Origin of the sequence: Xenorhabdus sp. IM139775 (assembly GCF_028598745.1) — a bacterium.
Classification (GTDB): Bacteria; Pseudomonadota; Gammaproteobacteria; order Enterobacterales; family Enterobacteriaceae; genus Xenorhabdus.
The window spans coordinates 1-22,474 of the sequence record NZ_JAQRFK010000057.1; the positions used below are offsets into that span (position 1 = coordinate 1).

General features: G+C 46.8%; 20 protein-coding genes, 1 tRNA gene and 1 pseudogene. 19 read left to right on the top strand and 3 right to left on the bottom strand.

The features are described 5' to 3' along the window. Positions 1-263 (top strand): annotated as a pseudogene (locus PSI17_RS12275) (hypothetical protein); the annotation flags it as partial. A gap of 137 nt (positions 264-400) precedes the next feature. On the opposite strand, the gene PSI17_RS12280 reads toward PSI17_RS12275, so the two are convergent. Then, positions 401-475 (bottom strand) — tRNA-Arg (locus PSI17_RS12280). 188 nt (positions 476-663) lie between these two features. On the opposite strand from PSI17_RS12280, the gene mlaA reads away from it, so the two are divergent. Continuing rightward, positions 664-1,416, top strand: a complete 753-nt coding sequence (gene mlaA / locus PSI17_RS12285; RefSeq protein WP_273552238.1) for a phospholipid-binding lipoprotein MlaA — start codon at positions 664-666, stop codon at positions 1,414-1,416. A 74-nt stretch (positions 1,417-1,490) separates the two neighbouring features. On the opposite strand, the gene fadL is transcribed toward mlaA, so the two are convergent. Beyond that, positions 1,491-2,792 carry a long-chain fatty acid transporter FadL gene (fadL, locus tag PSI17_RS12290; protein ID WP_273552239.1) on the bottom strand — a complete coding sequence of 434 codons (1,302 nt, stop codon included), beginning with the start codon at positions 2,790-2,792 and terminating at the stop codon, positions 1,491-1,493. A gap of 351 nt (positions 2,793-3,143) precedes the next feature. On the opposite strand from fadL, the gene PSI17_RS12295 reads away from it, so the two are divergent. From PSI17_RS12295 to sixA, 4 genes are all read left to right on the top strand, one after another. Beyond that, positions 3,144-3,440, top strand: coding sequence for a YfcZ/YiiS family protein (locus PSI17_RS12295; RefSeq protein ID WP_273552240.1), 297 nt, complete (start codon positions 3,144-3,146; stop codon positions 3,438-3,440). A 288-nt stretch (positions 3,441-3,728) separates the two neighbouring features. Beyond that, the gene (gene fadI / locus PSI17_RS12300) at positions 3,729-5,039 is read left to right on the top strand and encodes an acetyl-CoA C-acyltransferase FadI (RefSeq protein WP_273552241.1); all 1,311 of its coding nucleotides are present in this window, start codon (positions 3,729-3,731) and stop codon (positions 5,037-5,039) included. After that, entirely contained in the window at positions 5,039-7,252 is a 2,214-nt protein-coding gene (gene fadJ, locus PSI17_RS12305; protein ID WP_273552242.1) for a fatty acid oxidation complex subunit alpha FadJ, read from the top strand. Before fadI ends, fadJ begins: the two co-directional genes overlap by 1 nt. A 21-nt stretch (positions 7,253-7,273) precedes the next feature. Next, complete coding sequence (gene sixA, locus PSI17_RS12310; protein WP_273552243.1) at positions 7,274-7,756, top strand: phosphohistidine phosphatase SixA; 483 nt, start codon at positions 7,274-7,276, stop codon at positions 7,754-7,756. A gap of 30 nt (positions 7,757-7,786) precedes the next feature. On the opposite strand, the gene smrB is transcribed toward sixA, so the two are convergent. Beyond that, on the bottom strand, positions 7,787-8,329 hold the full coding sequence (smrB, locus tag PSI17_RS12315) for an endonuclease SmrB (protein WP_273552244.1): 543 nt from the start codon (positions 8,327-8,329) through the stop codon (positions 7,787-7,789). Between the two features lie 182 nt (positions 8,330-8,511). On the opposite strand from smrB, the gene hutI reads away from it, so the two are divergent. From hutI to PSI17_RS12380, 13 genes are all read left to right on the top strand, one after another. After that, positions 8,512-9,798, top strand: a complete 1,287-nt coding sequence (gene hutI, locus PSI17_RS12320) for an imidazolonepropionase (protein ID WP_273552245.1) — start codon at positions 8,512-8,514, stop codon at positions 9,796-9,798. Between the two features lie 11 nt (positions 9,799-9,809). Beyond that, entirely contained in the window at positions 9,810-10,769 is a 960-nt protein-coding gene (gene hutG, locus PSI17_RS12325) for a formimidoylglutamase (protein ID WP_273552246.1), read from the top strand. Positions 10,770-10,817: 48 nt separating this feature from the next. Further along, the gene (hutC, locus tag PSI17_RS12330) at positions 10,818-11,579 is read left to right on the top strand and encodes a histidine utilization repressor (protein ID WP_443256027.1); all 762 of its coding nucleotides are present in this window, start codon (positions 10,818-10,820) and stop codon (positions 11,577-11,579) included. 316 nt (positions 11,580-11,895) lie between these two features. Continuing rightward, positions 11,896-13,590 (top strand): urocanate hydratase, encoded by a 1,695-nt coding sequence (gene hutU, locus PSI17_RS12335; protein ID WP_273552247.1) that lies wholly within the window; start codon positions 11,896-11,898, stop codon positions 13,588-13,590. A 14-nt stretch (positions 13,591-13,604) separates the two neighbouring features. Further along, complete coding sequence (gene hutH / locus PSI17_RS12340) at positions 13,605-15,137, top strand: histidine ammonia-lyase (protein ID WP_273552248.1); 1,533 nt, start codon at positions 13,605-13,607, stop codon at positions 15,135-15,137. A 96-nt stretch (positions 15,138-15,233) separates the two neighbouring features. Continuing rightward, the gene (locus PSI17_RS12345; protein ID WP_273552249.1) at positions 15,234-16,592 is read left to right on the top strand and encodes an amino acid permease; all 1,359 of its coding nucleotides are present in this window, start codon (positions 15,234-15,236) and stop codon (positions 16,590-16,592) included. A 182-nt stretch (positions 16,593-16,774) separates the two neighbouring features. Continuing rightward, the gene (gene prmB, locus PSI17_RS12350; RefSeq protein ID WP_273552250.1) at positions 16,775-17,710 is read left to right on the top strand and encodes a 50S ribosomal protein L3 N(5)-glutamine methyltransferase; all 936 of its coding nucleotides are present in this window, start codon (positions 16,775-16,777) and stop codon (positions 17,708-17,710) included. Positions 17,711-17,953: 243 nt separating this feature from the next. Further along, positions 17,954-19,039 carry a chorismate synthase gene (aroC, locus tag PSI17_RS12355; RefSeq protein WP_273552251.1) on the top strand — a complete coding sequence of 362 codons (1,086 nt, stop codon included), beginning with the start codon at positions 17,954-17,956 and terminating at the stop codon, positions 19,037-19,039. Positions 19,040-19,049: 10 nt separating this feature from the next. Further along, positions 19,050-19,850, top strand: a complete 801-nt coding sequence (locus tag PSI17_RS12360; protein WP_273552252.1) for a sulfite exporter TauE/SafE family protein — start codon at positions 19,050-19,052, stop codon at positions 19,848-19,850. A gap of 21 nt (positions 19,851-19,871) precedes the next feature. Continuing rightward, positions 19,872-20,423 carry an elongation factor P hydroxylase gene (locus PSI17_RS12365; RefSeq protein ID WP_273552253.1) on the top strand — a complete coding sequence of 184 codons (552 nt, stop codon included), beginning with the start codon at positions 19,872-19,874 and terminating at the stop codon, positions 20,421-20,423. Between the two features lie 22 nt (positions 20,424-20,445). Continuing rightward, positions 20,446-20,721: a YfcL family protein gene (locus PSI17_RS12370; protein WP_273552254.1), complete on the top strand. Its 276-nt coding sequence runs from the start codon at positions 20,446-20,448 to the stop codon at positions 20,719-20,721. A gap of 500 nt (positions 20,722-21,221) precedes the next feature. Continuing rightward, positions 21,222-21,398 (top strand): hypothetical protein, encoded by a 177-nt coding sequence (locus PSI17_RS12375; protein WP_273552255.1) that lies wholly within the window; start codon positions 21,222-21,224, stop codon positions 21,396-21,398. Positions 21,399-21,504: 106 nt separating this feature from the next. Then, positions 21,505-22,347 carry a hypothetical protein gene (locus PSI17_RS12380; protein WP_273552256.1) on the top strand — a complete coding sequence of 281 codons (843 nt, stop codon included), beginning with the start codon at positions 21,505-21,507 and terminating at the stop codon, positions 22,345-22,347. The last annotated feature ends 127 nt before the right edge of the window (positions 22,348-22,474 follow it).

The following is a 22,474-nucleotide window of genomic DNA, read 5'->3' on the forward strand; positions in this document are numbered from 1 at the left end:
TCGGCATATTACCTTATCGCTTCTGGCTCATGCGGTTCTGGCGGTCTTACGGATCCGGGAGAAAAAAAACGCCGACAGGACTGATAGCCCTCAGTGTGGCGGAACTGCGTAAGCTGCTATCCAAATTAATGGAAAGAATGGGAGAAACACTCGAACAAATTTTGCATTGGTCATATTGGCGGCGACGACATCAATATTACGCACAACAATGCCATTATCGTCGTCGGGATAACCGCATGATTACAGAGCAATTACGACTGTAGTATTAGGTAAAACATTTACCCAAATAAGAGTGCGGCTGTCAACGAACTAATGCGAACTACTACGAACGTTTTCTTTTGGGGTACCATGATATTTAAGGAATTCTGCGAACGGGGAAGAACTATGATGAACCATAGGATGGCGTCCCCTGCAGGAATCGAACCTGCAATTAGCCCTTAGGAGGGGCTCGTTATATCCATTTAACTAAGGGGACAATGGAACGACGTACAGTATACCTGTTTTTCTTGTCAGAGATAAGGCATGACGAACTGTTTGCCTATATAATCACCATTTTTTTGATTACCATTAATGGAAAATTGGCAGTATATTTAGCATATTGGGTGCATTAGCTGGTGTGCAGCGTGATAGTTGATGTCTAAAAATAATTATGTGGAGAACAATATGAAGTATCGTCTGAGCGGGGTTGCTCTTACAGCACTCTTACTGGTGGGATGTGCCAGTTCATCGGATACGATGGAACCGGGGCGTTCTGATCCGCTGGAAGGGTTTAACCGTGCTATGTTCAACTTTAATTATGATGTTCTCGACCCTTATATTCTGCGCCCTGTTGCTGTCGCTTGGCGCGATTATGTGCCGATGCCCGCGCGAAATGGTATTGGCAATTTTATGAGTAATCTTGAAGAGCCAGCCAGCATGGTGAACAGTTTTTTGCGTGGCGATGTTCATGGAGGGGCAAAACACTTTAACCGTTTCTTTTTGAATACTCTTTTGGGAATGGGAGGGCTTATTGATGTTGCTTCCATGGCGAATCCCAAACTGGTAAAAGAAGATCCAATGCGTTTTGGTACTACATTGGGGTATTACAATGTGGGGTATGGCCCATATGTTGTTCTGCCCGGTTACGGCAGTTTTACATTGCGTGATGAAGGCGGTAACGCTGCGGATATGACTTATCCCGTGCTGAGTTATTTCACGGGTTGGATGTCGGTAGGAAAGTGGGTGTTTCAGGGTATAGAAACCCGTGCCCGCCTGCTGGATTCTGACGGCCTGTTAAAAAATTCTTCAGATCCTTATTTAATGGTGCGCGATGCCTACTTCCAACGCCACGATTTTATGGCTAATGGCGGCAAGTTGGAACCCGAAAAAAATCCTAATGCGGCAAGCATTCAGGATGAATTGGATTCTATCGACTAACTCAGTCTTCATCATTAAAAAGGATAGCGGGTTGCTATCCTTTTTTAACTTACGGAATTCGGTCAGGAAGAGGATTAGAACGTATAGTTAAAGTTCACGCCGTACAGCCATGCGGTTCCTTTGGAATCGAACTCATAGGCGGTATCAAGGGGAGCAGGTTTATCCTCTGACAGTTTTTCGCTAACGTGGACTTTCTTGCCGCGCATATAGGAAACACCGACATCCACGGAGGCATCTTTATTAAATGCATAAGTGGTTCCTACGCTAAACCAGAAGCGATCCTGATCCGGAATAGAGATAGAGCGGTTTTTGGCCGGTACAGGGCTTTCATCGAAAGCGACACCGGTACGGAATGTCCAGTTATCGTCATGGTAGTAAGTGGTACCCAGTGAGAGACGGTAAGCATCGCGGAAACCTTCGTGTTTCTCAAACGCAACTTTACCGGTGTCATTCCTCACTGCTTTTAATTCCTTGAAATCACCCCAGCCAGTGTACAGCAGGCTATAGTGGATCGCCCACTGTGGCGCAATACGGTTATAACCTGAGAGTTCCCACATATCCGGTAAGTTCAGATCCAGCCTGCCTTTGACTACCTCACCGCCAGTACCACCCTCAGATATTACAGGTGCATATGGAAAATCACTGCTGTAATCGCCGCTTTTGAACTTCACTTTGACTTTTGAGCGATAAGTCAGGCTGTAACGGTTATTTTCGTCATACTGATACAGGAGTCCTGCATTCCAGCCGTAGCCCCAATCTTTACCTTCCAATTTGGCTGCTTCAAAAGTTGATGACTTATTACTTAGAAGGCTGATCTCACCCAGATGGCGGGTAATTTTGGCATCGGCATAAATAGCGTTGACACCTAGGCCAAGGCTGAACTGATCATTGAATTTGTAAGCACCGCTTAGGTTGAGGTTCAACGTCTTGAGATCAGTTCTACCGCCAATGAGGCCAGCAGGATAATTATTACTGAAACTGGTTGCCAGACCAAAGTTAGACGTCGCTGATGCGCCAACATACCACTGATCATTGATCGGGCTGATAAAATGCAGGTTTGGGATCCACGCATGGGGTGCGATATTTTTCGCATCAGTGCTATTTTTGGTGAGCGGTGAATTCCCGGTAATATCAACATTCGGATTGACATACACAAGACCACCAGAAAACGCTGGGTGAGCGAATAAGGTCATGGCCGCAGGGTTGCGACTTCCCACGGAAGCGTTGTCTGCAACAGCGCCTGCTCCAGAAAATGCCCGACCTAATCCTGATGATGAATACTCATTCAATTGAAAACCGGCAGCACTAGCGTTGGATGAAAGGATTGCAACCGCCACTGCTAATGCTGAACGTGTAAATAGGTTTTTCTGGTTCATAACCAAAACCTCATTGTTTAATTATTATTAACATGCTACTCAAGTAGCTGAGAGCGCGGGATTGTAGGGTTGGTTTGCCGTAATGACAAATCAGACCAGTGCACGAAGTATAGGCCTGATAATAGAATATGTTGCAAGAATGTTTTCTAAATATATCTAAAATGATTCTTAAATTGGGACTTGCTTAACAAAAAATCGACAACCTCCGTTAACGAAGTGTAAACAGATTTTTGTTGGCGTGGTCAGATCAATAAATAGTGAGATAAATGGTTTGAAACAGCGCAAATGCTGGTTATCGTCAGTCAGGAGCACGTAGAATTATCAGCAAATTTTTATCGTTGGAGAAATGACATGTCTGATGCGATTAACCGTTGCAGCGCCAATGAAACGGCGGCCTGCTGCTGTGTTGATGTGGGAACAATCATTGACAATGAAGATTGCACCGTATCTTACCAGCATATTTTTGCCCGTGAACAAGACGCTCAGGTTATGCTTAATACATTGATTAAAAAGGTAAAGGAAGTGGAGTCTGATCCCTGCGTCATACGCCATAATATCGAAGCGGTTGAGGGTGGAATGCAATTATCTGTGGATTTCACCTTTAGTTGTCAAGCAGAAGCCCTCATCTTTCAGTTAGGTTTGCGTTAATTTACGCTAAACAACGGTTTTCTCATTGTTTTATCATGACAAACAGTGAGAAAACCGCGTGTAAACGATGGTAAATCATTGCCTTTTCTTTGTACTCTTGTCGCATATTCTTCATCTAAGTTGTATAAATAATTTAAAGTTGAGTTTGCTCTCATTTTTAGTTTATTCCTATTTGCTATTTTCCAACATTGCGTTAACAATGCTTCAGCAGGTCTGACCTCTTACAAGGTGAGTCAATCTTTTTAATCAATCAATTGATTTAGTTAATAATAATGCTTAGGAGTTGCTATGGGTCGTTCTTCAACAAAAGTCATACCGCAAAAGGAACGTGTCGCTATTGTCAGCGGGTTACGCATCCCTTTTGCGAAACAGGCAACTTTCTACCACGGTATTCCGGCTGTTGACTTGGGAAAGGCTGTCGTCAGCGAGCTGGTCATCAGGAGCGGTTTGTCGCCTGAGAAGATCGACCAATTGGTTTTTGGTCAGGTTGTGCAAATGCCGGAAGCCCCCAATATTGCAAGGGAAATTGTTTTAGGCGCAGGCTTAAGTGTGAATACGGATGCCTATAGTGTTTCCCGTGCCTGTGCGACCAGTTTTCAGGCAATTGCAAACGTGGCTGAAAGTATTATGGCGGGTACTGTCAACGTGGGAATTGCCGGCGGAGCGGATTCCTCATCCGTCTTGCCCATTGGCGTGACGAAGTCATTGGCCCGCACTTTAGTTGACATGAACAAAGCCAAAAGCCTCTCCCAACGATTAAAATTACTCAGCCGATTGAAATTACGTGATTTATTGCCTGTCTCTCCTGCGGTTGCCGAGTATTCCACAGGATTGAGAATGGGGGATACCGCAGAGCAGATGGCAAAAACCTATCATATCAGCCGCGAAGATCAGGATGCCTTGGCACACCGTTCCCATGTATTGGCAGCTCAAGCATGGGAGCAAGGGCTTTTGCAGCAGGAAATCATCTCGGCCTATTTCCCGCCATACAGCAAGACATTGGTAGAAGATAACAACATCAGGAAAAATTCAACGTTGGCTTCCTATGCTAAATTGCGTCCGGCCTTTGATCGCAAATATGGCACAGTGACCGCAGCAAACAGCACGCCACTGACGGATGGTGCAGCCGCCGTGATGTTAATGCGGGAATCGGTTGCAAAAGCACTCGGCATGACGCCGCTGGGGTATTTACGCAGTTATGCGTTTTCTGCCATTGATGTTTGGCAGGACATGCTACTGGGGCCATCTTATGCAACTCCGCTGGCACTGGATCGTGCTGGTATCACATTGAATGAACTCACGCTCATTGACATGCATGAAGCCTTTGCTGCGCAAACACTCACGAATCTAAAGATGTTTGCCAGTGAGAAATTTGCCCGTGAAAAGTTGGGGCGTACTCAGGCAATGGGGGAAGTGGATATGGATAAATTCAATGTCTTGGGGGGATCAATTGCTTATGGGCATCCATTCGCGGCGACCGGTGCCAGAATGGTGACCCAGACGTTGAATGAATTGCGTCGCCGTGGTGGCGGGCTTGGGTTAACGACAGCTTGTGCCGCGGGTGGTTTGGGTGCAGCAATGGTATTGGAGGTAGAATAATGGCTCAGGCGGAAAAAGAAACGGTCATCTCAGCAGCGATGCAACCGGAACAATCGGTATTCAGTTTTTCTGTCAGGGACGACAAGGTGGGAATTATCACCATTGATGTGCCTGGCGAGAAAGTCAACACACTGAAAGCCGAATTTGTCGAACAGTTCTTGATCATATTTGAAAAAGCCCGACAAGTTTCAGATTTGAAAGGGCTGGTGATTATCTCCGGTAAGCCAGATACCTTCATTGCCGGCGCAGATATTAGCATGATAGCAAACTGCCAATCCCCGCAAGAAGCGACAGCATTGGCTGAAAAAGGGCAAAACCTATTTGCGCAAATCGCCGATTATCCTGTCCCGATTGTGGCCGCTATTCATGGCGCGTGTTTAGGCGGTGGGCTGGAGTTGGCATTGGCTTGTCATGCGCGCATCTGTTCTCTGGATGAGAAAACCCGCCTTGGCTTGCCGGAAGTCCAGCTTGGCCTATTACCGGGTTCAGGCGGAACGCAGCGATTACCTCGCCTGATTGGCGTCAGTGCCGCTCTGGACATCATATTGACTGGCCGTCAGCTCAAGGCAAAACAGGCACAACGGTTGGGCGTTGTCGATGATGCGGTTCCTTTGGATATCTTGCTGGATGTTGCGGTGCAATATGTTAAAAAAGGAAATGTCAAAAAAGGCAATGTTAAAAAAGGCATCGTGAAGCGTAAGCCATTGGGCTGGTCACAGCGTATGCTGGCCAGTGCACTGGGCAGGCCGCTGTTATTCTCGATGGTTCATCAAAAGACACGAGAAAAAACTCGCGGTCATTATCCCGCACCAGAGAAAATCATCAATGTGATCCGTGCCGGTTTGGAAAAAGGTTCAGGGAGAGGTTTTCAGCTTGAAGCCAAAGCATTTGGTGAGCTGGCAATGACGCAAGAATCAGAAGCATTGCGGAGCCTGTTTTTTGCTTCTACGGCGTTAAAAAATGAAACTGGCTCTTCAGAGCAGCCCGCTGCAATTAAACAGGTGGGGATTCTGGGCGGAGGCTTGATGGGCGGTGGTATTGCCAATGTCACTACGACGCGGGGAAACGTGCCTGTCCGCATTAAAGATATTAATGAAAAAGGCATCAATCAAGCATTGAAATATAGCTGGGATCTGCTTTCCAGCCGGGTAAAACAGCGTCGGTTGAAATCAAGTGAGCGCGCCCAACAGATGTCCCTGCTGTCAGGAACCACGGATTACAGTGGGTTTCAGCAAGCGGATATTGTCGTTGAAGCTGTGTTTGAAGATTTAGTCTTGAAACGCAAAATGGTTGCCGAAATTGAAGAGAATACGAAACCCGAAACTATCTTTGCGTCTAACACCTCTTCACTACCCATTCACAAGATCGCTGAAATAGCGACTCGACCAGAACAGGTCATTGGCCTGCACTATTTTAGTCCGGTAGATAAAATGCCGTTGGTGGAAGTCATTCCCCATGCAGGAACGAGTGAAAAAACCATTGCAACTGCCGTGGCGTTGGCAAAGAAACAGGGAAAAACCGCCATTGTTGTCGGGGATAAAGCCGGATTCTATGTTAACCGGATCCTGACCCCTTACATCAATGAGGCGGGGTATTGTCTGGTGGAAGGTGAACCGATTGAACATATCGATAAGGCGTTGACAAATTTTGGTTTTCCGATTGGCCCCATCAATCTGCTGGATGAAGTCGGGATCGATGTGGGCACCAAAATCATCCCTGTCTTGGTCGAACAATTGGGGAGCCGATTTGCGGCGCCGGAGTTTTTGTCTGCCATTTTGCAGGATGACCGGAAGGGCAAGAAGAATGGACGTGGCTTCTATTTATATGCGGGTAAAAAGCGCGCATTCTGGCCTTTTGGGAAAAAATCCAAAAAAGAAGCAGACGCATCGGTTTATGCTTTATTAAATATCAAACCTGCGATAAAAATGTTGCCTGCTGATATTGCCCAGCGTTGCGTGATGCTGATGCTGAATGAAGCCGTGCGCTGTTTGGATGAAGGCATTATCAGAAATCCCCGTGACGGCGATATTGGGGCGGTATTTGGCATCGGATTCCCGCCATTCTTGGGCGGCCCATTCCGTTATATTGATAAACTTGGCAGTGATAAAGTGGTCGAAATTTTACGTCGTCTGGCGTCGCAATATGGGGAACGATTTGCCCCGTGTGAATATTTAGTCCAGATGGCTGAACAGAAGAAGAAATTTCACGCATAACTTAAAACCAGACGGTGGATTATGTACGTTTTTATTATGCGTCATGGTGATGCTGCTTTAGATGCAGTCAGTGATGTAGCACGGGAACTGACACCCCGCGGGTGTCAAGAATCACAAAAAATGGCTTGTTGGCTTTCACGGCAATCACCTGATATTGATTGTATATTGGTCAGCCCTTATATCCGTGCAGAACAGACGTTAAAGCTCGTGCGAGAAAACGTGACGCTGCCGGACAAGCAGGAAATGCTGGCTGAATTAACGCCGGCGGGGGATGTCGCGCTGGTTGCCAGCTATTTACACGTTTTGTCAACACAAGGGCACCAATCCGTATTGGTGGTATCCCATTTACCGCTGGTCGGCTATTTGGTTTCTGAGCTTTGCCCCGGGCAAACTCCCCCGATGTTTGCCACATCCAGCATTGCCTGCGTCAAGCTGGATCACCAAACAGAAAAAGGGTGCCTGTTATGGCAAACATCGCCAGCGCAATTAGCCGCGAAATCCTGACCCGTTCACCTTAGCCACCCGGCCATTTCATTAACGCTGCGTAAAATCATCTGTCTCGACCAGAATGAGTAACGCAGCGTTCCCGCCCCACTCTTTAGGCGCTTGATGGAAGGCAATAATATCAGGATGTTGGGCAAGCCATAACGGCGCTTGTTGCTTGAGAATATGCTTACCGTGGCCATGCATAACACAGGCACAATAAACATGTTCGCGACGACAGGCAGCGATTAATGCGCCGATTTCTTGTTTGGCTTGTAACTGAGTGAGTCCATGTAAGTCCAGAAAAAGCTCTGGGGGATAATCTCCCCGCCGCAATTTCTTTAATTCGTAATGATTGGCACCTTCCCGAATATAACGGGTCGGGCCTTCCATATCCAAATTGGGCTGGAACTCATCGGAAAAATAGTAACTGGCATCAACCTGTTCCTGCATTAAGCGTGCAGGGGCAGCCTGGTTAATTTTTTTTCTTTTTGGGGAATGGGAAACAATATCTTGCACAATACGACGAGTTCCCATAACAGATGTTCTAAAGAGACTGATGTCGTCTGGGTTTAATTGATCTTTTTTCTTCATCACACGTTCATTTACTCACAGCTTTTGGCAAGTGTACCTGATTTTTTGTGATTTTTCTTGGAAGCTATCATTTTAAGTAACAAATTGTTCACAAAATGATTTGACAATTAGATTGGGTTATAAAATAAATGTATATACAACATGAGGTTTAATCCCGACAAGAAAAATAACAGGATAATAAAATGTCAATTGAATTAAGAGACACTGATGTCATATGGCGTAATGCCAGACTTGCCACCCTGAATCCTGCCATGAAAGATATTGCTGGTGAAGGCAATTACGGTGAAAGCAATCACGGTGAAAGCAATTACGGCATGTTGGAACAACATGACCTGATTGTGCGGGATGAAAAAATCTTAGCGATCTTGCCGACAGCCAGCGTACCCGCCAACCAATGCAAAATCATTGACGTCTGGCAGCGGCTAATAACGCCGGGCTTAATCGATTGTCATACCCACTTAGTTTTTGGTGGCAATAGGGCTTCTGAGTGGGAACAGCGCCTGAATGGGGTTTCTTATGAAGAAATCAGTGCAAAAGGTGGCGGGATTAATTCCACCGTCAATGCCACCCGCAGTAGTTCAGCCCAGCAGTTGGAAATCGTATCTCAGAAACGTCTCAATGCTTTGATGGCTGAAGGAGTGACAACGATTGAAGTGAAGTCAGGTTATGGGCTGGATCTGGCAAGTGAAGAAAAACAGTTGCAGGTTGTGCGGGCATTGGCACAGAAAAATCCCATCGAAATTAGCCCGACGTTACTTTCTGCCCATGCCGTCCCACCTGAATATAAACATGATCCTGATGCCTATGTCGAATTCGTTTGTGATTCCATCTTGCCCGCTCTCTGGCAAAAACAGTTATTCGAAGCCGTAGATGTATTTTGTGAAACGGTGGGTTTCAATCTGAGCCAGACCCGGCGTCTTTTTGACACCGCCAAACGCCTGAATATTCCCGTAAAAGGCCATGTTGAGCAACTTTCCAATTTGGGCGGAAGTGAACTGGTGGCTGAATATCAAGGCTTATCCGTTGATCATATAGAGCATTTGGACGAAAAAGGTATTGAAGCGATCAGCCATAGTGGGACAGTAGCCGTGTTGCTGCCGGGAGCATTTTATTTCCTGAGGGAAACTCAACGTCCTCCGGTTGCCTTATTGCGCCAATATGGTGTTCCGATGGCGATTTCGACCGATTTTAATCCCGGAACCAGTCCTTTTGCTTCTTTGCGTTTGATGATGAACATGGCTTGCGTACAGTTTGGTTTGACACCCGAAGAAGTGTGGCAGGGAGTCACCGTTCATGCTGCCCGGGCATTGGGGCGATCGAAGAGTCATGGGCAATTGGCGGCAGGTTTTATGGCGGACTTTGTTGTTTGGGATGCTCAGGATCCCGTTGATATCTTATATGAGTTAGGCCATAACCCGTTGGTTTATCGTGTTTATCATGGCGAAATTAGCAATAATTCAGGGCGATGAGGGGAAAAAATATGAACTTATGGCAGCCAACACCAGAAAATATTTGGCAAGGGCGCAATGATCTTGCCGAAGCCAATAATGCCTTACGGATATTCCAGACAATAAAACAACCAGCCAGTTTCTCCCCCGCAGCGTTTCCCCGTCACATTGCGCTATTGGGATTTGAATGTGATGAAGGCGTCAAACTCAATCAGGGGCGTCCGGGCGCGAAATCGGGGCCGGAATATTTGCGCCAATCGTTGGCAAATCTGGCGAGTTATGAGGGGCATGACAGGTTGGTGGATCTGGGCAATATTTGTGCTAATCCGGGGGGGCTGAGTGAGGCACAAAAGGCGCTCAGTGATGCTGTCTATCAATGCCAGCAGCATAATATGAAGACGCTGATTTTTGGTGGTGGGCATGAAACGGCCTTTGCGCATGGGATGGGGATTTACCGGGCGTTTCCGGAGCAGCGTGTTGGCATCATCAATTTTGATGCACATTTGGATCTGCGAAATTCGCCGCAGCCGACATCCGGCACCCCGTTCCGGCAACTTGCCCATGACTGCCGGCAACATCAGCGCCCGTTTAATTACAGTTGTATTGGTGCCAGTTTGGCATCAAATACACAGGCATTACTGGATGAGGCTAATCAGCTTGATGTCACCATTATTTGGGATACCCACTGTGTTGAATCCATGTTGGATAAGGTACAGCAGCAACTTCAGGATATCATTAATCAGGTTGATATTATTTATATGACTATCGATCTGGACGTGCTGCCAATTTGGCAAATGCCCGCCGTTTCTGCGCCTGCGGCACTGGGCGTTCCGTTGGAGCGTTTATTGCCGTTGGTTCAACTCATCTGCCGGAGCAAAAAATTGCAGGCTGTCGATTTAGTAGAGCTTAACCCTTTGTATGATATTCAGGGAATGGGGGGAAAAGCCGCGGCTCGCCTTGCATGGCAGGTGGTGCACTGGTGGGGCAAATAGGCTGGGGTGCCCCCGTTGGAGAGAGTCAAAAGTGAGAAGGAAGAAAGCGTGACAGACAATTTACCCGATAATTATTTACCAGATAGTTATTTACCAGATAGTTATGCCAAACCCGTGCCTTTGTACGCGCAAGTCAAACAATCGATTATTGAAAAGATCTATACAGGGGTGTGGAAACCGCATGATCGGGTTCCTTCGGAAGCGGAATTAGTTAAGCAATTTAACTGTAGCCGTATGACGGCTAATCGGGCATTGAGGGAGCTAACGGCAGAAGGCTTTTTGTTTCGTTTGCAAGGCGTCGGGTCGTTTGTTTCTGAGCCGAAAGGACAGTCTGCGCTATTTGAAATTCACAGTATTGCCGATGAAATTGTTGCCCGCGCTAACCGACATCGCTGCAAGGTGCTGAAACTTGCTGAAGTGAACGCCAATATCACTCAGGCTGCCGAATTCAGCATTGCGGTAGGTGCCCTGCTCTACCATTCCATCATTGTCCATTATGAAAATGATGTGCCGGTGCAAATTGAAGATCGTTATGTCAATGTGCAGGCGGCACCGGAATATTTGCGGCAAGATTTCCGTCAGCAAACGGCCCATGATTACTTATCTCACGTCGCGCCATTGACAGAAGGGGAGCATATTGTTGAAGCCGTGGCGGGAGATGCCCTCTCTTGCCGGTTGTTGCACATTGAGGCCAATACGCCCTGTTTGTTAATCAGTCGGCGAACTTGGTCGAAAGCATTTATTGTTTCCAGTGCCAAGCTATTGTTTCCCGGACATCGGTATAAATTAAAAGGGCGCTTTAATTCATAGCGTTCCGACTTAATTTGTAAAAATTAAACATCGCAAAAACCTCTTTTTCCTTGCAGGGCGGAAGCGGTTTTTTATTGGTTTTGCATTAAGCGTTGTGACGATAATGTAAAATCAATGTGATATTAAACACAAAACCAGCAAAAATATTTCCCCATTTATCACGAAATAAATCAATATCATCTGATTGATTTTTATCATAAATAATATTATACCCGCATTATCCGCTTTATCTCCGTCACATTTTTGCCTATTGAATACACATGTATATACAACTATACAGTTAACAAAATTCACAACGATGAAACAGGAAAAAATCGTGACGATACAAAATAATAAATTCAGCAACACAGTCATTCGCTCTCCCAGAGGAACACAACTCACAGCAAAAAGTTGGTTAACCGAAGCACCACTTCGTATGCTCATGAATAACCTTGATCCCGATGTGGCGGAAAATCCCTGCGAATTGGTTGTCTACGGCGGCATTGGGCGTGCCGCCAGAAACTGGGAATGCTATGAGAAAATCGTTGAAACCTTAACAAATCTGGAAAATGACGAAACCCTGCTGGTGCAATCAGGTAAACCGGTGGGCGTGTTCAAAACCCATGAAAACGCCCCGCGTGTATTAATTGCCAACTCGAATTTGGTTCCGCATTGGGCGACATGGGAACACTTTAACGAACTGGATGCCAAAGGGCTGGCAATGTATGGTCAGATGACCGCCGGTAGTTGGATATATATCGGCAGTCAGGGCATTGTTCAGGGAACTTACGAGACGTTCGTGGAAGCCGGCCGCCAACATTACAACGGTAATCTGGCCGGGCGCTGGATATTGACTGCGGGCTTGGGCGGCATGGGCGGTGCCCAGCCACTGGCGGCAACATTGGCAGGGGCGTCTTCATTAACGATAGAGTGCCAACAAAGCCGCATTGATTTTCGTCTGCGTACCCAATATGTCGATGAGCAGGCCGTTGATCTTGATGATGCGTTGGCGCGTCTTGCACGTTATGCCCAAGAAGGTAAAGCCGTATCGATAGCCTTGTGTGGCAATGCGGCCGAGATTTTACCTGAGTTAGTCCGCCGTGGCGTGCGCCCTGACATGGTGACAGACCAAACCAGCGCCCATGATCCATTACATGGTTATTTGCCCGCCGGTTGGACATGGGAAGCCTATTGCAGCCGCGCCGAAAGTGAACCCGACGTGGTGATCCAAGCGGCAAAAAACTCAATGGCCGTGCATGTTGAAGCCATGCTGGCGTTCCAGAAGCAGGGAATACCGACATTCGATTATGGCAATAACATTCGCCAAATGGCGAAAGAGTCGGGTGTTGAACACGCTTTCGATTTTCCCGGCTTTGTGCCGGCTTACATTCGTCCTCTGTTCTGCCGTGGCATCGGGCCTTTCCGTTGGGCGGCACTCTCGGGTGATCCTGAGGATATTTATAAAACCGATGCCAAAGTCAAAGAACTGCTGCCGGACGATGCTCATTTACATCGTTGGTTGGATATGGCGAGAGAACGTATCAGTTTCCAAGGGTTGCCCGCCCGTATTTGCTGGGTGGGACTGGGTGATCGCGCCAAATTGGGATTGGCATTCAATGAAATGGTTCGCCGTGGGGAACTTTCCGCGCCAATCGTGATTGGCCGTGACCATTTGGATTCCGGTTCGGTTGCCAGCCCGAATCGTGAAACTGAATCCATGCAAGATGGCTCTGATGCTGTTTCTGACTGGCCACTGCTGAATGCCTTGCTGAATACGGCGGGTGGCGCGACATGGGTTTCCCTGCATCATGGCGGGGGGGTTGGGATGGGATTTTCGCAACACGCCGGTATGGTCATTGTTTGTGATGGCACTGACGAAGCGGCCGAACGCATTGCCCGAGTATTACACAATGATCCCGCAACGGGCGTGATGCGTCACGCTGATGCCGGCTATGAATTGGCTATCCAGTGTGCGAAAGAGCAGGGATTAAACCTGCCAATGTTAAACCAGCCTGTGACCGACACCAAATAAGGGGCATTGTTAAAATGAAAAATATCACTATTCATCCGGGGAAAATGACGCTTGAAGAATTACGCCACGTTTATCAGCACCCTGTTCACATCCGTTTGGACGAACAATGCGTTCCAGCCATTGAGGGCAGCGTCGCTTGTGTGAATCGCATTATCCGTGAAAACAGAACGGCTTATGGTATCAATACCGGTTTTGGTTTGCTGGCAAATACCCGGATTGCTGCGCAGGATTTAGAAGAGCTGCAACGTGCTATCGTACTGTCACACTCAGCAGGCGTGGGTGAACCCCTGCCGGATGACATTGTCCGGTTGATTATCGTGTTGAAAATCAACAGCCTTGCCCGTGGCTATTCTGGCATTCGCCTGGAAGTGATTCAGGGATTGATGGCCTTGGTGAACGCCGAAGTTTATCCCTGTATTCCAAGCAAAGGTTCAGTCGGGGCGTCCGGCGACTTAGCCCCACTGGCACATATGAGCCTGTTATTATTGGGAGAAGGTAAAGCCCGCTATCGGGGTGAATGGCTGCCGGCAAAAGCGGCACTGGAAAAAGCGGGACTCAGGCCGATGACGCTTGTGGCGAAAGAAGGGTTGGCGTTGCTCAACGGGACACAGGCGTCCACCGCCTTTGCCTTGAAAGGGCTGCTTGCCGCGGTAGATTTACTGGCATCAGCGGTTGTTTGTGGTGCCTTGTCCGTTGAAGCGGCGCTGGGTTCCCGTAAGCCGTTTGATGCGCGTATCCATGAAGCGCGGGGCCAGAAAGGTCAGATTGATGTGGCCGCCCTTTACCGCTGGGTATTGGAAGAACAAAGTGGGATTTCTGAGTCGCATAAAAACTGCCCGAAAGTCCAGGATCCCTATTCATTACGTTGCCAGCCACAAGTGATGGGTGCCTGTTTAACCCAAATCCGCCATGCGGCTGATGTCATTATGGTTGAAGCCAATGCCGTCTCTGACAATCCACTGGTCTTTACGGAAGAAGATGAAGTGATTTCTGGTGGTAACTTCCATGCTGAACCTGTCGCGATGGCTGCGGATAATCTGGCTATCGCGTTGGCAGAAATGGGGGCATTGTCAGAACGCCGCGTTGCATTGTTGATGGATAGCAATATGTCGCAGTTACCTCCATTCTTAGTTGAAAACAGCGGGGTGAACTCTGGTTTCATGATTGCACAAGTGACGGCGGCTGCGCTGGCAAGTGAGAACAAAGCCTTGGCGCATCCTTCCAGTGTCGATAGCCTGCCAACGTCTGCCAATCAGGAAGATCACGTTTCAATGGCACCCGCCGCCGGCCGCCGCCTGTGGGAAATGGCCGATAACGTGCGTGGGATCTTGGCGATTGAATGGCTGACGGCTTGTCAGGGCATGGATTTCCGTCATGGCTTGAAGAGCAGCCCGGTATTGGAAAAAGCCCGCCATATTCTCCGCGACAAAGTGGCACATTATGATAAAGATCGCTTTTTCGCCCCGGATATTGATGCTGCAATCCAGTTGTTGGCTGAACAGCAACTTTCTGCCTTGTTGCCCGCTGAAAATATCTTAGAAAATTAATAACAAACATCTTGTTTTAGGCCGGATCAGCTCCGGCCTTATCATCGTATTTATCTTTTTTTTCCCAATCTAATAATAAAGGCACAAGGATAAATTATGCAAAGCATCTCACAACTCAAGCGAGGGTTAAGCGTTCGCCACATTCGATTTATGGCACTGGGTTCGGCGATTGGCACAGGTCTTTTCTATGGTTCAGCAGGTGCCATTAAAGCTGCGGGACCCGCGGTATTGCTGGCTTATGCCATTGGTGGTGCCGCTGTTTTCATGGTGATGCGGGCATTGGGGGAAATGGCGGTGCATCGTTCTGCACCGGGATCATTCGCTTATTATGCGACTCACTACTTAGGGCCATTAGCGGGTTTTCTGACCGGATGGACTTACGTCTTTGAAATGTTAATTGTTTGTCTTGCTGACGTCACCGCATTTGGCATCTACATGAAGCTCTGGTTTCCCCATGTTGACCAGTGGATTTGGGTACTGGGCATTGTCTTTTTTATTGGGGCAATAAACCTGTGTAACGTCAAGGTTTTCGGTGAAATGGAATTTTGGTTGTCCATCATCAAAGTGGTTGCGATTATTGCCATGATTGTCGGCGGCTTCGGCATCATGCTGTATGGATTCGGTCAGGAAGCCGGACAGGCCACAGGCCTGTCAAACTTGTGGCAGCATGGCGGATTTATGCCAAACGGCATTGCGGGGGTGATTGCCTCGTTTACGGTCGTGATGTTTGCCTTTGGTGGCATTGAAGTTATCGGCATCACGGCCAGCGAAGCCAAAAATCCGGAAAAATCCATCCCACGCGCCATCAATGCCGTCCCATTCCGTATCCTACTGTTCTATGTTTTGACGCTGTTTGTTTTAATGTGCATTTATCCGTGGAATCAAGTGGGGCAAAATGGCAGCCCGTTTGTTCAGATATTTTCCAGTTTTGGCATTGATTTCGCCGCCAATATCTTGAATGTTGTCGTGATTACCGCAGCTATTTCCGCAATCAACAGTGATATTTTTGGCGCTGGGCGGATGATGTATGGGATGGCGCAGGAAAAACAGGCCCCGGCATCGTTTTCCCGACTGACTAAAAACGGCGTGCCGTGGGTGACGGTGTTGACGATGTCAGGGATCTTGCTGGTAGGTGTGGTTTTGAATTACTTGCTGCCCGAAAAAGTTTTCGTCATCATTGCGTCTATCGCAACATTTGCCACCGTCTGGGTATGGCTGATGATTTTGCTGTCACAATATACCATGCGTCGAAAAATGCCGGCGGAAGAGGCCGAACAGCTTAAATTCCCCGTCCCCTTCTGGCCGGTTGCGCCAGTGTTAGCCATTGCTTTTATGGCATTTATCATTGCCGTATTAGGCTATTTCCCCAATACCCGAATCGCATTGTACGTTGGAATAATGTGGATAGCATTATTAACCATCAGCTACTACTTATGGGTGAGAAAACGTGGGTGAAAAACGGGGAAGCTGATTTGTGCCCGGGATCATGGCAAACTAACAATCTGATATACTCGTCGCACTTCAAGAAGCATTGATTATCTCTCCGCCATGCGGGAGATAATCAGCGGCGTTTGCTTTGCAGACTGCAACCTGAAGTTTCTAGGATATCTATCTTTTTTGTTATTTGGAGGTGTTTTTTGGATAAGATTTTAGCCGATGAGGCTGTTGCCGAGCTGCATACCATCCTGGATATGTTGCGTTGGTCTGCCAGCCGTTTTAACGAAGCGAATATCTATTGTGGCCATACGTCATGTCATCCGTGGGATGAGGCTTTGCAATTAGTGCTTCCCACGTTGCACTTGCCTCAGGATATTCCAGATTCAATGATGGCTTCACGTCTGACATCAACCGAGCGTCAGCGCATTGTGGAATTTGTCATGCGCCGGGTTAATGAACGTGTTCCTGTGGCTTATTTGACCAATCAGGCCTGGTTCTGTGGGCATGAATTTTATGTCGATGAGCGGGTTTTGATTCCACGTTCACTGGTTAGATATGTGATTGACAACCAATTTGAAGGGCTTATTTCACATCAGCCATCAACCATTTTGGATCTTTGTACCGGCAGCGGTTGTATTGCCATTGCCTGTGCCCATGCCTTCCCGGAAGTGGAAGTGGATGCGGTTGATATTTCTCCCGATGCTTTGGACGTCGCAGAGATCAATATCGAGAATCACCGGCTTTCCCAACGAGTGATCCCGATCCGTTCAGATCTGTTTCATGATATGCCACCCGTGAAATATGACATCATTGTGACTAACCCGCCTTATGTCGATGAGGAAGATCTCAGTGATTTTCCTGAAGAATATCGTCATGAACCTGAGCTGGCGATGGCTGCGGGTGTTGATGGGTTGAAGCTGGTTCTCCGTATTCTTGCGACAGCCCCGGATTTCCTGGCGGAAGATGGCATACTGCTCTGTGAAGTCGGTAACAGTATGGTTCACCTGATTGAGCAATACCCTGACGTTCCCTTTAAGTGGCTGAAATTCGACCATGCTTATGGTGATGGTGTTTTTGTGCTGACTCGCCAGCAGCTTGTTGAATATCACGAATATTTCCAGCAATTCAAAGCGTAACATTTTTCACGCCACTCAATGGTTAAAACTGATATCTCATGACATTAAACAGGTTTTCATCATCGTGATAGCTTGCTCTCTTGTTCCGCGTGTCGCGGGACAAGATTTACGCCTATCATTTTGAAACGCTGTTTAACGTCAAATAAAATGACGGGAATAAGATAGGTTTTCATCATTGGGTGAGTTATTGTTATTCGCTCTCATTTTTAACGCATAAATAATGATGGCAGGGTAGGAATAGGTATGGCAGGAAATAGTATTGGGCAGTTTTTTCGTGTCACCACATTTGGTGAATCCCACGGCATCGCACTGGGATGTATTATTGATGGTGTCCCACCAGGCATTGCGATCACCGAAGCTGATTTACAAATCGACTTGGACAGGCGTCGTCCGGGGACTTCCCGTTATACGACCCAGCGCCGCGAACCCGATCAAGTCCGCATTCTTTCTGGTGTGTTTGACGGCGTGACAACAGGCACCAGCATTGGCCTGATGATTGAAAACACCGATCAGCGTTCACAAGATTACAGTGCGATCAAAGATGTATTTCGCCCGGGTCATGCTGACTATACCTACGAACAGAAATATGGATTGCGTGATTACCGTGGCGGCGGACGTTCATCTGCCCGTGAAACCGCCATGCGCGTTGCCGCCGGGGCAATTGCCAAAAAATACCTATTCGAAAAACACGGAATTCTTATTCGTGCCTGCCTGACGCAGATGGGCGATATTCATTGTGAATTGCAAGATTGGGATCTGGTTGAACAGAACCCTTTTTTCTGCCCTGATGCCAGTAAATTGACCCAACTTGATGAATTACTTCGGGCGCTGAAAAAAGAGGGCGATTCCATTGGTGCGAAAGTCAGTGTGGTGGCTGAAAACGTTCCGGCAGGGTTGGGTGAGCCGATTTTTGACCGTCTGGATGCCGATATTGCCCATGCCCTGATGAGTATTAACGCGGTAAAAGGGGTTGAAATCGGCGACGGTTTTGGTGTTGTCAACTTACGTGGCAGCGAAAACCGCGATGAAATAACGGCAAAGGGCTTTACCAGTAATCATGCCGGCGGTATTTTGGGCGGCATTAGCAGTAGTCAGCCGATTGTTGCACATATCGCCCTGAAACCGACCTCCAGCATTATGGTGCCGGGCAGAACGATCAATCGTCAGGGAGAAGAAGTGGATATGGTGACGCGCGGCCGACACGACCCATGTGTGGGTATCCGTGCCGTGCCTATCGCAGAAGCAATGATGGCGATTGTCCTGATGGATCACTTACTGCGTCAGCGGGCTCAATGTGCCGATGTGACACCACCGCTTCCACGTTGGTAGGAAATGTAAAATGGAATGGTCATTATTGGGGCCGGAAATTTACGGTTTCCTGTTTTTGGTTGCGATGGTTGCGGGATTTATCGATTCTATTGCCGGAGGGGGTGGGTTACTGACCATTCCCGCGCTGTTATCGGTCGGCATTTCGCCTGTCCAGACACTGGCAACCAATAAATTACAGGCGGTAGGCAGCTCTTTCTCTGCCAGCCTTTATTTTATCCGTCGTGGTATCGTGGATTTACGCTCCCAGCGTTTTGCTATCATCATGACGATCATTGGCGCCATGTTGGGGGCTTTGCTGGTTCAATTTGTGTCACCGGATTTTCTGCGCTATTTATTGCCGGCGCTGGTGATTATTATCGGCCTCTATTTTCTATTGATACCGAATATTGGCGCAGAAGATCGGCAACATCGCCTTGGCCCAGTTGCATTTGGTTGCCTTGCCGGATGTGGAATTGGCTTTTACGATGGCGTGTTTGGGCCAGGGACGGGATCTTTTTTCGCACTCTCTTATGTCATGCTTTGTGGCTACAATTTGGCAAAAGCAACAGCTCATGCCAAGATACTGAACTTTGCCTCTAATATCGGCGCGTTGGGGTTCTTTATTCTTGGTGGACAGGTCTTATGGCTGGTCGGTGTTGTGATGTTGATAGGGCAAATCATTGGTGCACGGTTAGGGGCAAGTTTGGTATTGAGCAAAGGGCAGAAACTTATCCGCCCGATGTTGGTGACCATTTCTCTCTTGATGAGCATCAAACTGCTTTATGATCACCACGGAGCGACTCTCCGTTCCTGGCTGGCATTTTATTTTTGATTTAGGGTTCTGCATTAATACATGACTGCACATCATTATCAACAACTGATTGAAATTTTTGATAATTGCTTTAGCAATGACGATAACACCCGTTTGATAAAAGGTGATGATGAGCCAATTTATCTGCCGGCAGATGATGACGTGGGCTATCACCGGATCGTGTTTGCCCACGGGTTCTATGCCAGTGGGTTACATGAAATTTCTCATTGGTGCATTGCGGGTAAAGCACGTCGTAAGCTGATTGATTTTGGTTACTGGTATTGCCCTGATGGGCGTGATGCCCAAACTCAGGAGGCGTTTGAAAACGTGGAGATCAAACCACAGTCGCTGGAATGGTTATTCTGCATCGCAGCCGGATTTCCTTTCAATGTCAGTTGTGACAACCTTGACGGCGATTTTGAACCAGATCGCCTTGCTTTTCAGCGGAAAGTGCACGCACAAGTCATGCAATACCTTGAAAATGGTATACCTACACGAGCGGCACGCTTTATTCAAGGTCTGCAATCGTTTTACAATACGCCGCCACTAAAAGCAGAGCATTTTCCTTATCCGGAAGATCCCTTTGCTAATTGAAATTGATTTTGAGGAAAAAATAATGCTCGCAGAGTTTGAAACACGCATTCTGGCGCAAATTGATGATAGGGTTGAACATGCCAGTGATGACGAATTATTTGCTGGTGGATACCTCCGCGGGCATCTGACATTAGCCATTGCTGAGTTGGAGCAAGAAGGCGCAAATACGGTTGAACAGCTTCATCAGCGTGTAGAAGAAAGCATCCATAAAGCGATTAAAGCGGGAGAATTGGCGCCACCCGATCAGGCGTTGGTTTTGACAACGTGGCGAACATTGCTGGAGAGAGCAAAAGCCTAACTGATTGATATAAAATCTGTTTTATTTTGGGGCTATTGATATAGCCCTTTATTTTTGCTGTGTGAATAGCGTAATGCCCATCCCGGATTACAAAAAAACGCGTAGCGCTTCTCAATAATGAGAATAAATAGCGATAGTTTAATCTTTATGGGTTTTTTTATAGTCAATATAAAGTACAGTAATGCTGTAAGGGGAAATAATAAATAAAATAATGATATTCTATTTATTACTGTTATTTAAGGCAGATTTTTTCAAGTGAAGTGAAGAATAACATATAAATGTTCCATGCTTTAACCGATATAAATATCATTATTTATTATCGAATTAAAATGTTCATGTTATTAATGGAACAACTGATGATTAATATAAGTCGTGATGCTAAGATTTGGACGATGACATATTGGAATATAAAGTAAATCAATAAATCTTCATATTGGCAAAGCAAATAAATTCCCCTTGAGACGTCAAAACGAGAAAAGGATACTTCTGGAGAGCGTGACATGAAGCAGGAAAGCAGTTTTGTTCAAGGTCGTTACAGAGATCATGCTGAAAATAATAAAATACTTTTGTTACCTGAATCGATAAATTCTAACGCACTAAATTTTGCTGAGAAAAGAATGATGAATACCAGGGCGAGAGCGCGAACGTTTTTTGACCTTAATTTGTATTCATCATAATCAATTATAGGGTGAATATCACTCAATTCGGTCTTGTTAAAGTATCAATCAGTATTTTATTTGCACGGATCGTTCAAAAAACAGTCTTTCATGCTCTCGCCCTGTGATGAATACCACATTGGAAAAAAGAGTTGAAAGTCTGCAATCGGATGTGACTCAAATAAAAATGGATGTTGCTGTTATAAAATCAAATTATGCAACAAAAGCGGATGTTGAAGCTATTAGCGTATTGATTCATAAGAAAATATATTCCATACGTGAAGATGTATTACCCTTGCAAGGTAATATGGGTTTTATAAGTAGCGATATATCGACCTTGCAGAGTGATGTGGGCACTATGCGTGGTGATATATCGACCTTGCAGAAAGATGTGGGCACTATGCAGAGTAATATGGTTGCAGTACGTAGCGATATCTCGATTTTGCAGAGTGATGTGGGCGCTATGCGTGGTGATATATCGACCTTGCAGAAAGATGTGGGTACTTTGCAGAGTGATGTGGTTGCAGTACGTAGTGATATCTCGACCTTGCAGAGTGATGTGGGCACTATGCGTGGTGATATATCAATTTTGCAGAAAGATGTGGGTACTTTGCAGAGTGATATGGTTGCAGTACGTAGCGATATCTCGACCTTGCAGAGTGATGTGGGCACTATGCGTGGTGATATCTCGACTTTGCAGAAGGATATGGTCGCAGTACGTAGCGATATCTCGACCTTGCAGAAGGATATGGTCGCAGTACGTAGTGATATATCAACCTTGCAGAAGGATATGGTTGCAGTACGTAGTGAAATTGTCTCTATACATAAGGATCTATCATCAATACATCAGAGAATATCATCTGTACAAGAGGATTTATCCAGTAAAATAGTCGTTCAAACCAAATGGATGGTCACAATGATGTTTGGTTTTTCGGGCGCTATTATTGCAGCAATGAGGTTTATGATTTGAATACACTGTTTTCAATTCGGTTAACACAAAATCGTAAACAGGGTCAGGGTCGATGGGTGGGCTGCATATTATGGAGCTTACACCAAGTATGATTTTTGCCATACTTGGTGCAACAAAATAAATCACG

Bases quoted from the DNA above. Each gene is read 5' to 3' on its own strand.
- mlaA (WP_273552238.1), top strand. From the start codon at position 664: ATGAAGTATCGTCTGAGCGGGGTTGCTCTTACAGCACTCTTACTGGTG.
- fadL (WP_273552239.1), bottom strand. From the start codon at position 2,792: ATGAACCAGAAAAACCTATTTACACGTTCAGCATTAGCAGTGGCGGTT.
- PSI17_RS12295 (WP_273552240.1), top strand. From the start codon at position 3,144: ATGTCTGATGCGATTAACCGTTGCAGCGCCAATGAAACGGCGGCCTGC.
- fadI (WP_273552241.1), top strand. From the start codon at position 3,729: ATGGGTCGTTCTTCAACAAAAGTCATACCGCAAAAGGAACGTGTCGCT.
- fadJ (WP_273552242.1), top strand. From the start codon at position 5,039: ATGGCTCAGGCGGAAAAAGAAACGGTCATCTCAGCAGCGATGCAACCG.
- sixA (WP_273552243.1), top strand. From the start codon at position 7,274: ATGTACGTTTTTATTATGCGTCATGGTGATGCTGCTTTAGATGCAGTC.
- smrB (WP_273552244.1), bottom strand. From the start codon at position 8,329: ATGAAGAAAAAAGATCAATTAAACCCAGACGACATCAGTCTCTTTAGA.
- hutI (WP_273552245.1), top strand. From the start codon at position 8,512: ATGTCAATTGAATTAAGAGACACTGATGTCATATGGCGTAATGCCAGA.
- hutG (WP_273552246.1), top strand. From the start codon at position 9,810: ATGAACTTATGGCAGCCAACACCAGAAAATATTTGGCAAGGGCGCAAT.
- hutH (WP_273552248.1), top strand. From the start codon at position 13,605: ATGAAAAATATCACTATTCATCCGGGGAAAATGACGCTTGAAGAATTA.
- PSI17_RS12345 (WP_273552249.1), top strand. From the start codon at position 15,234: ATGCAAAGCATCTCACAACTCAAGCGAGGGTTAAGCGTTCGCCACATT.
- aroC (WP_273552251.1), top strand. From the start codon at position 17,954: ATGGCAGGAAATAGTATTGGGCAGTTTTTTCGTGTCACCACATTTGGT.
- PSI17_RS12360 (WP_273552252.1), top strand. From the start codon at position 19,050: ATGGAATGGTCATTATTGGGGCCGGAAATTTACGGTTTCCTGTTTTTG.
- PSI17_RS12365 (WP_273552253.1), top strand. From the start codon at position 19,872: ATGACTGCACATCATTATCAACAACTGATTGAAATTTTTGATAATTGC.
- PSI17_RS12370 (WP_273552254.1), top strand. From the start codon at position 20,446: ATGCTCGCAGAGTTTGAAACACGCATTCTGGCGCAAATTGATGATAGG.
- PSI17_RS12375 (WP_273552255.1), top strand. From the start codon at position 21,222: ATGAAGCAGGAAAGCAGTTTTGTTCAAGGTCGTTACAGAGATCATGCT.
- PSI17_RS12380 (WP_273552256.1), top strand. From the start codon at position 21,505: ATGAATACCACATTGGAAAAAAGAGTTGAAAGTCTGCAATCGGATGTG.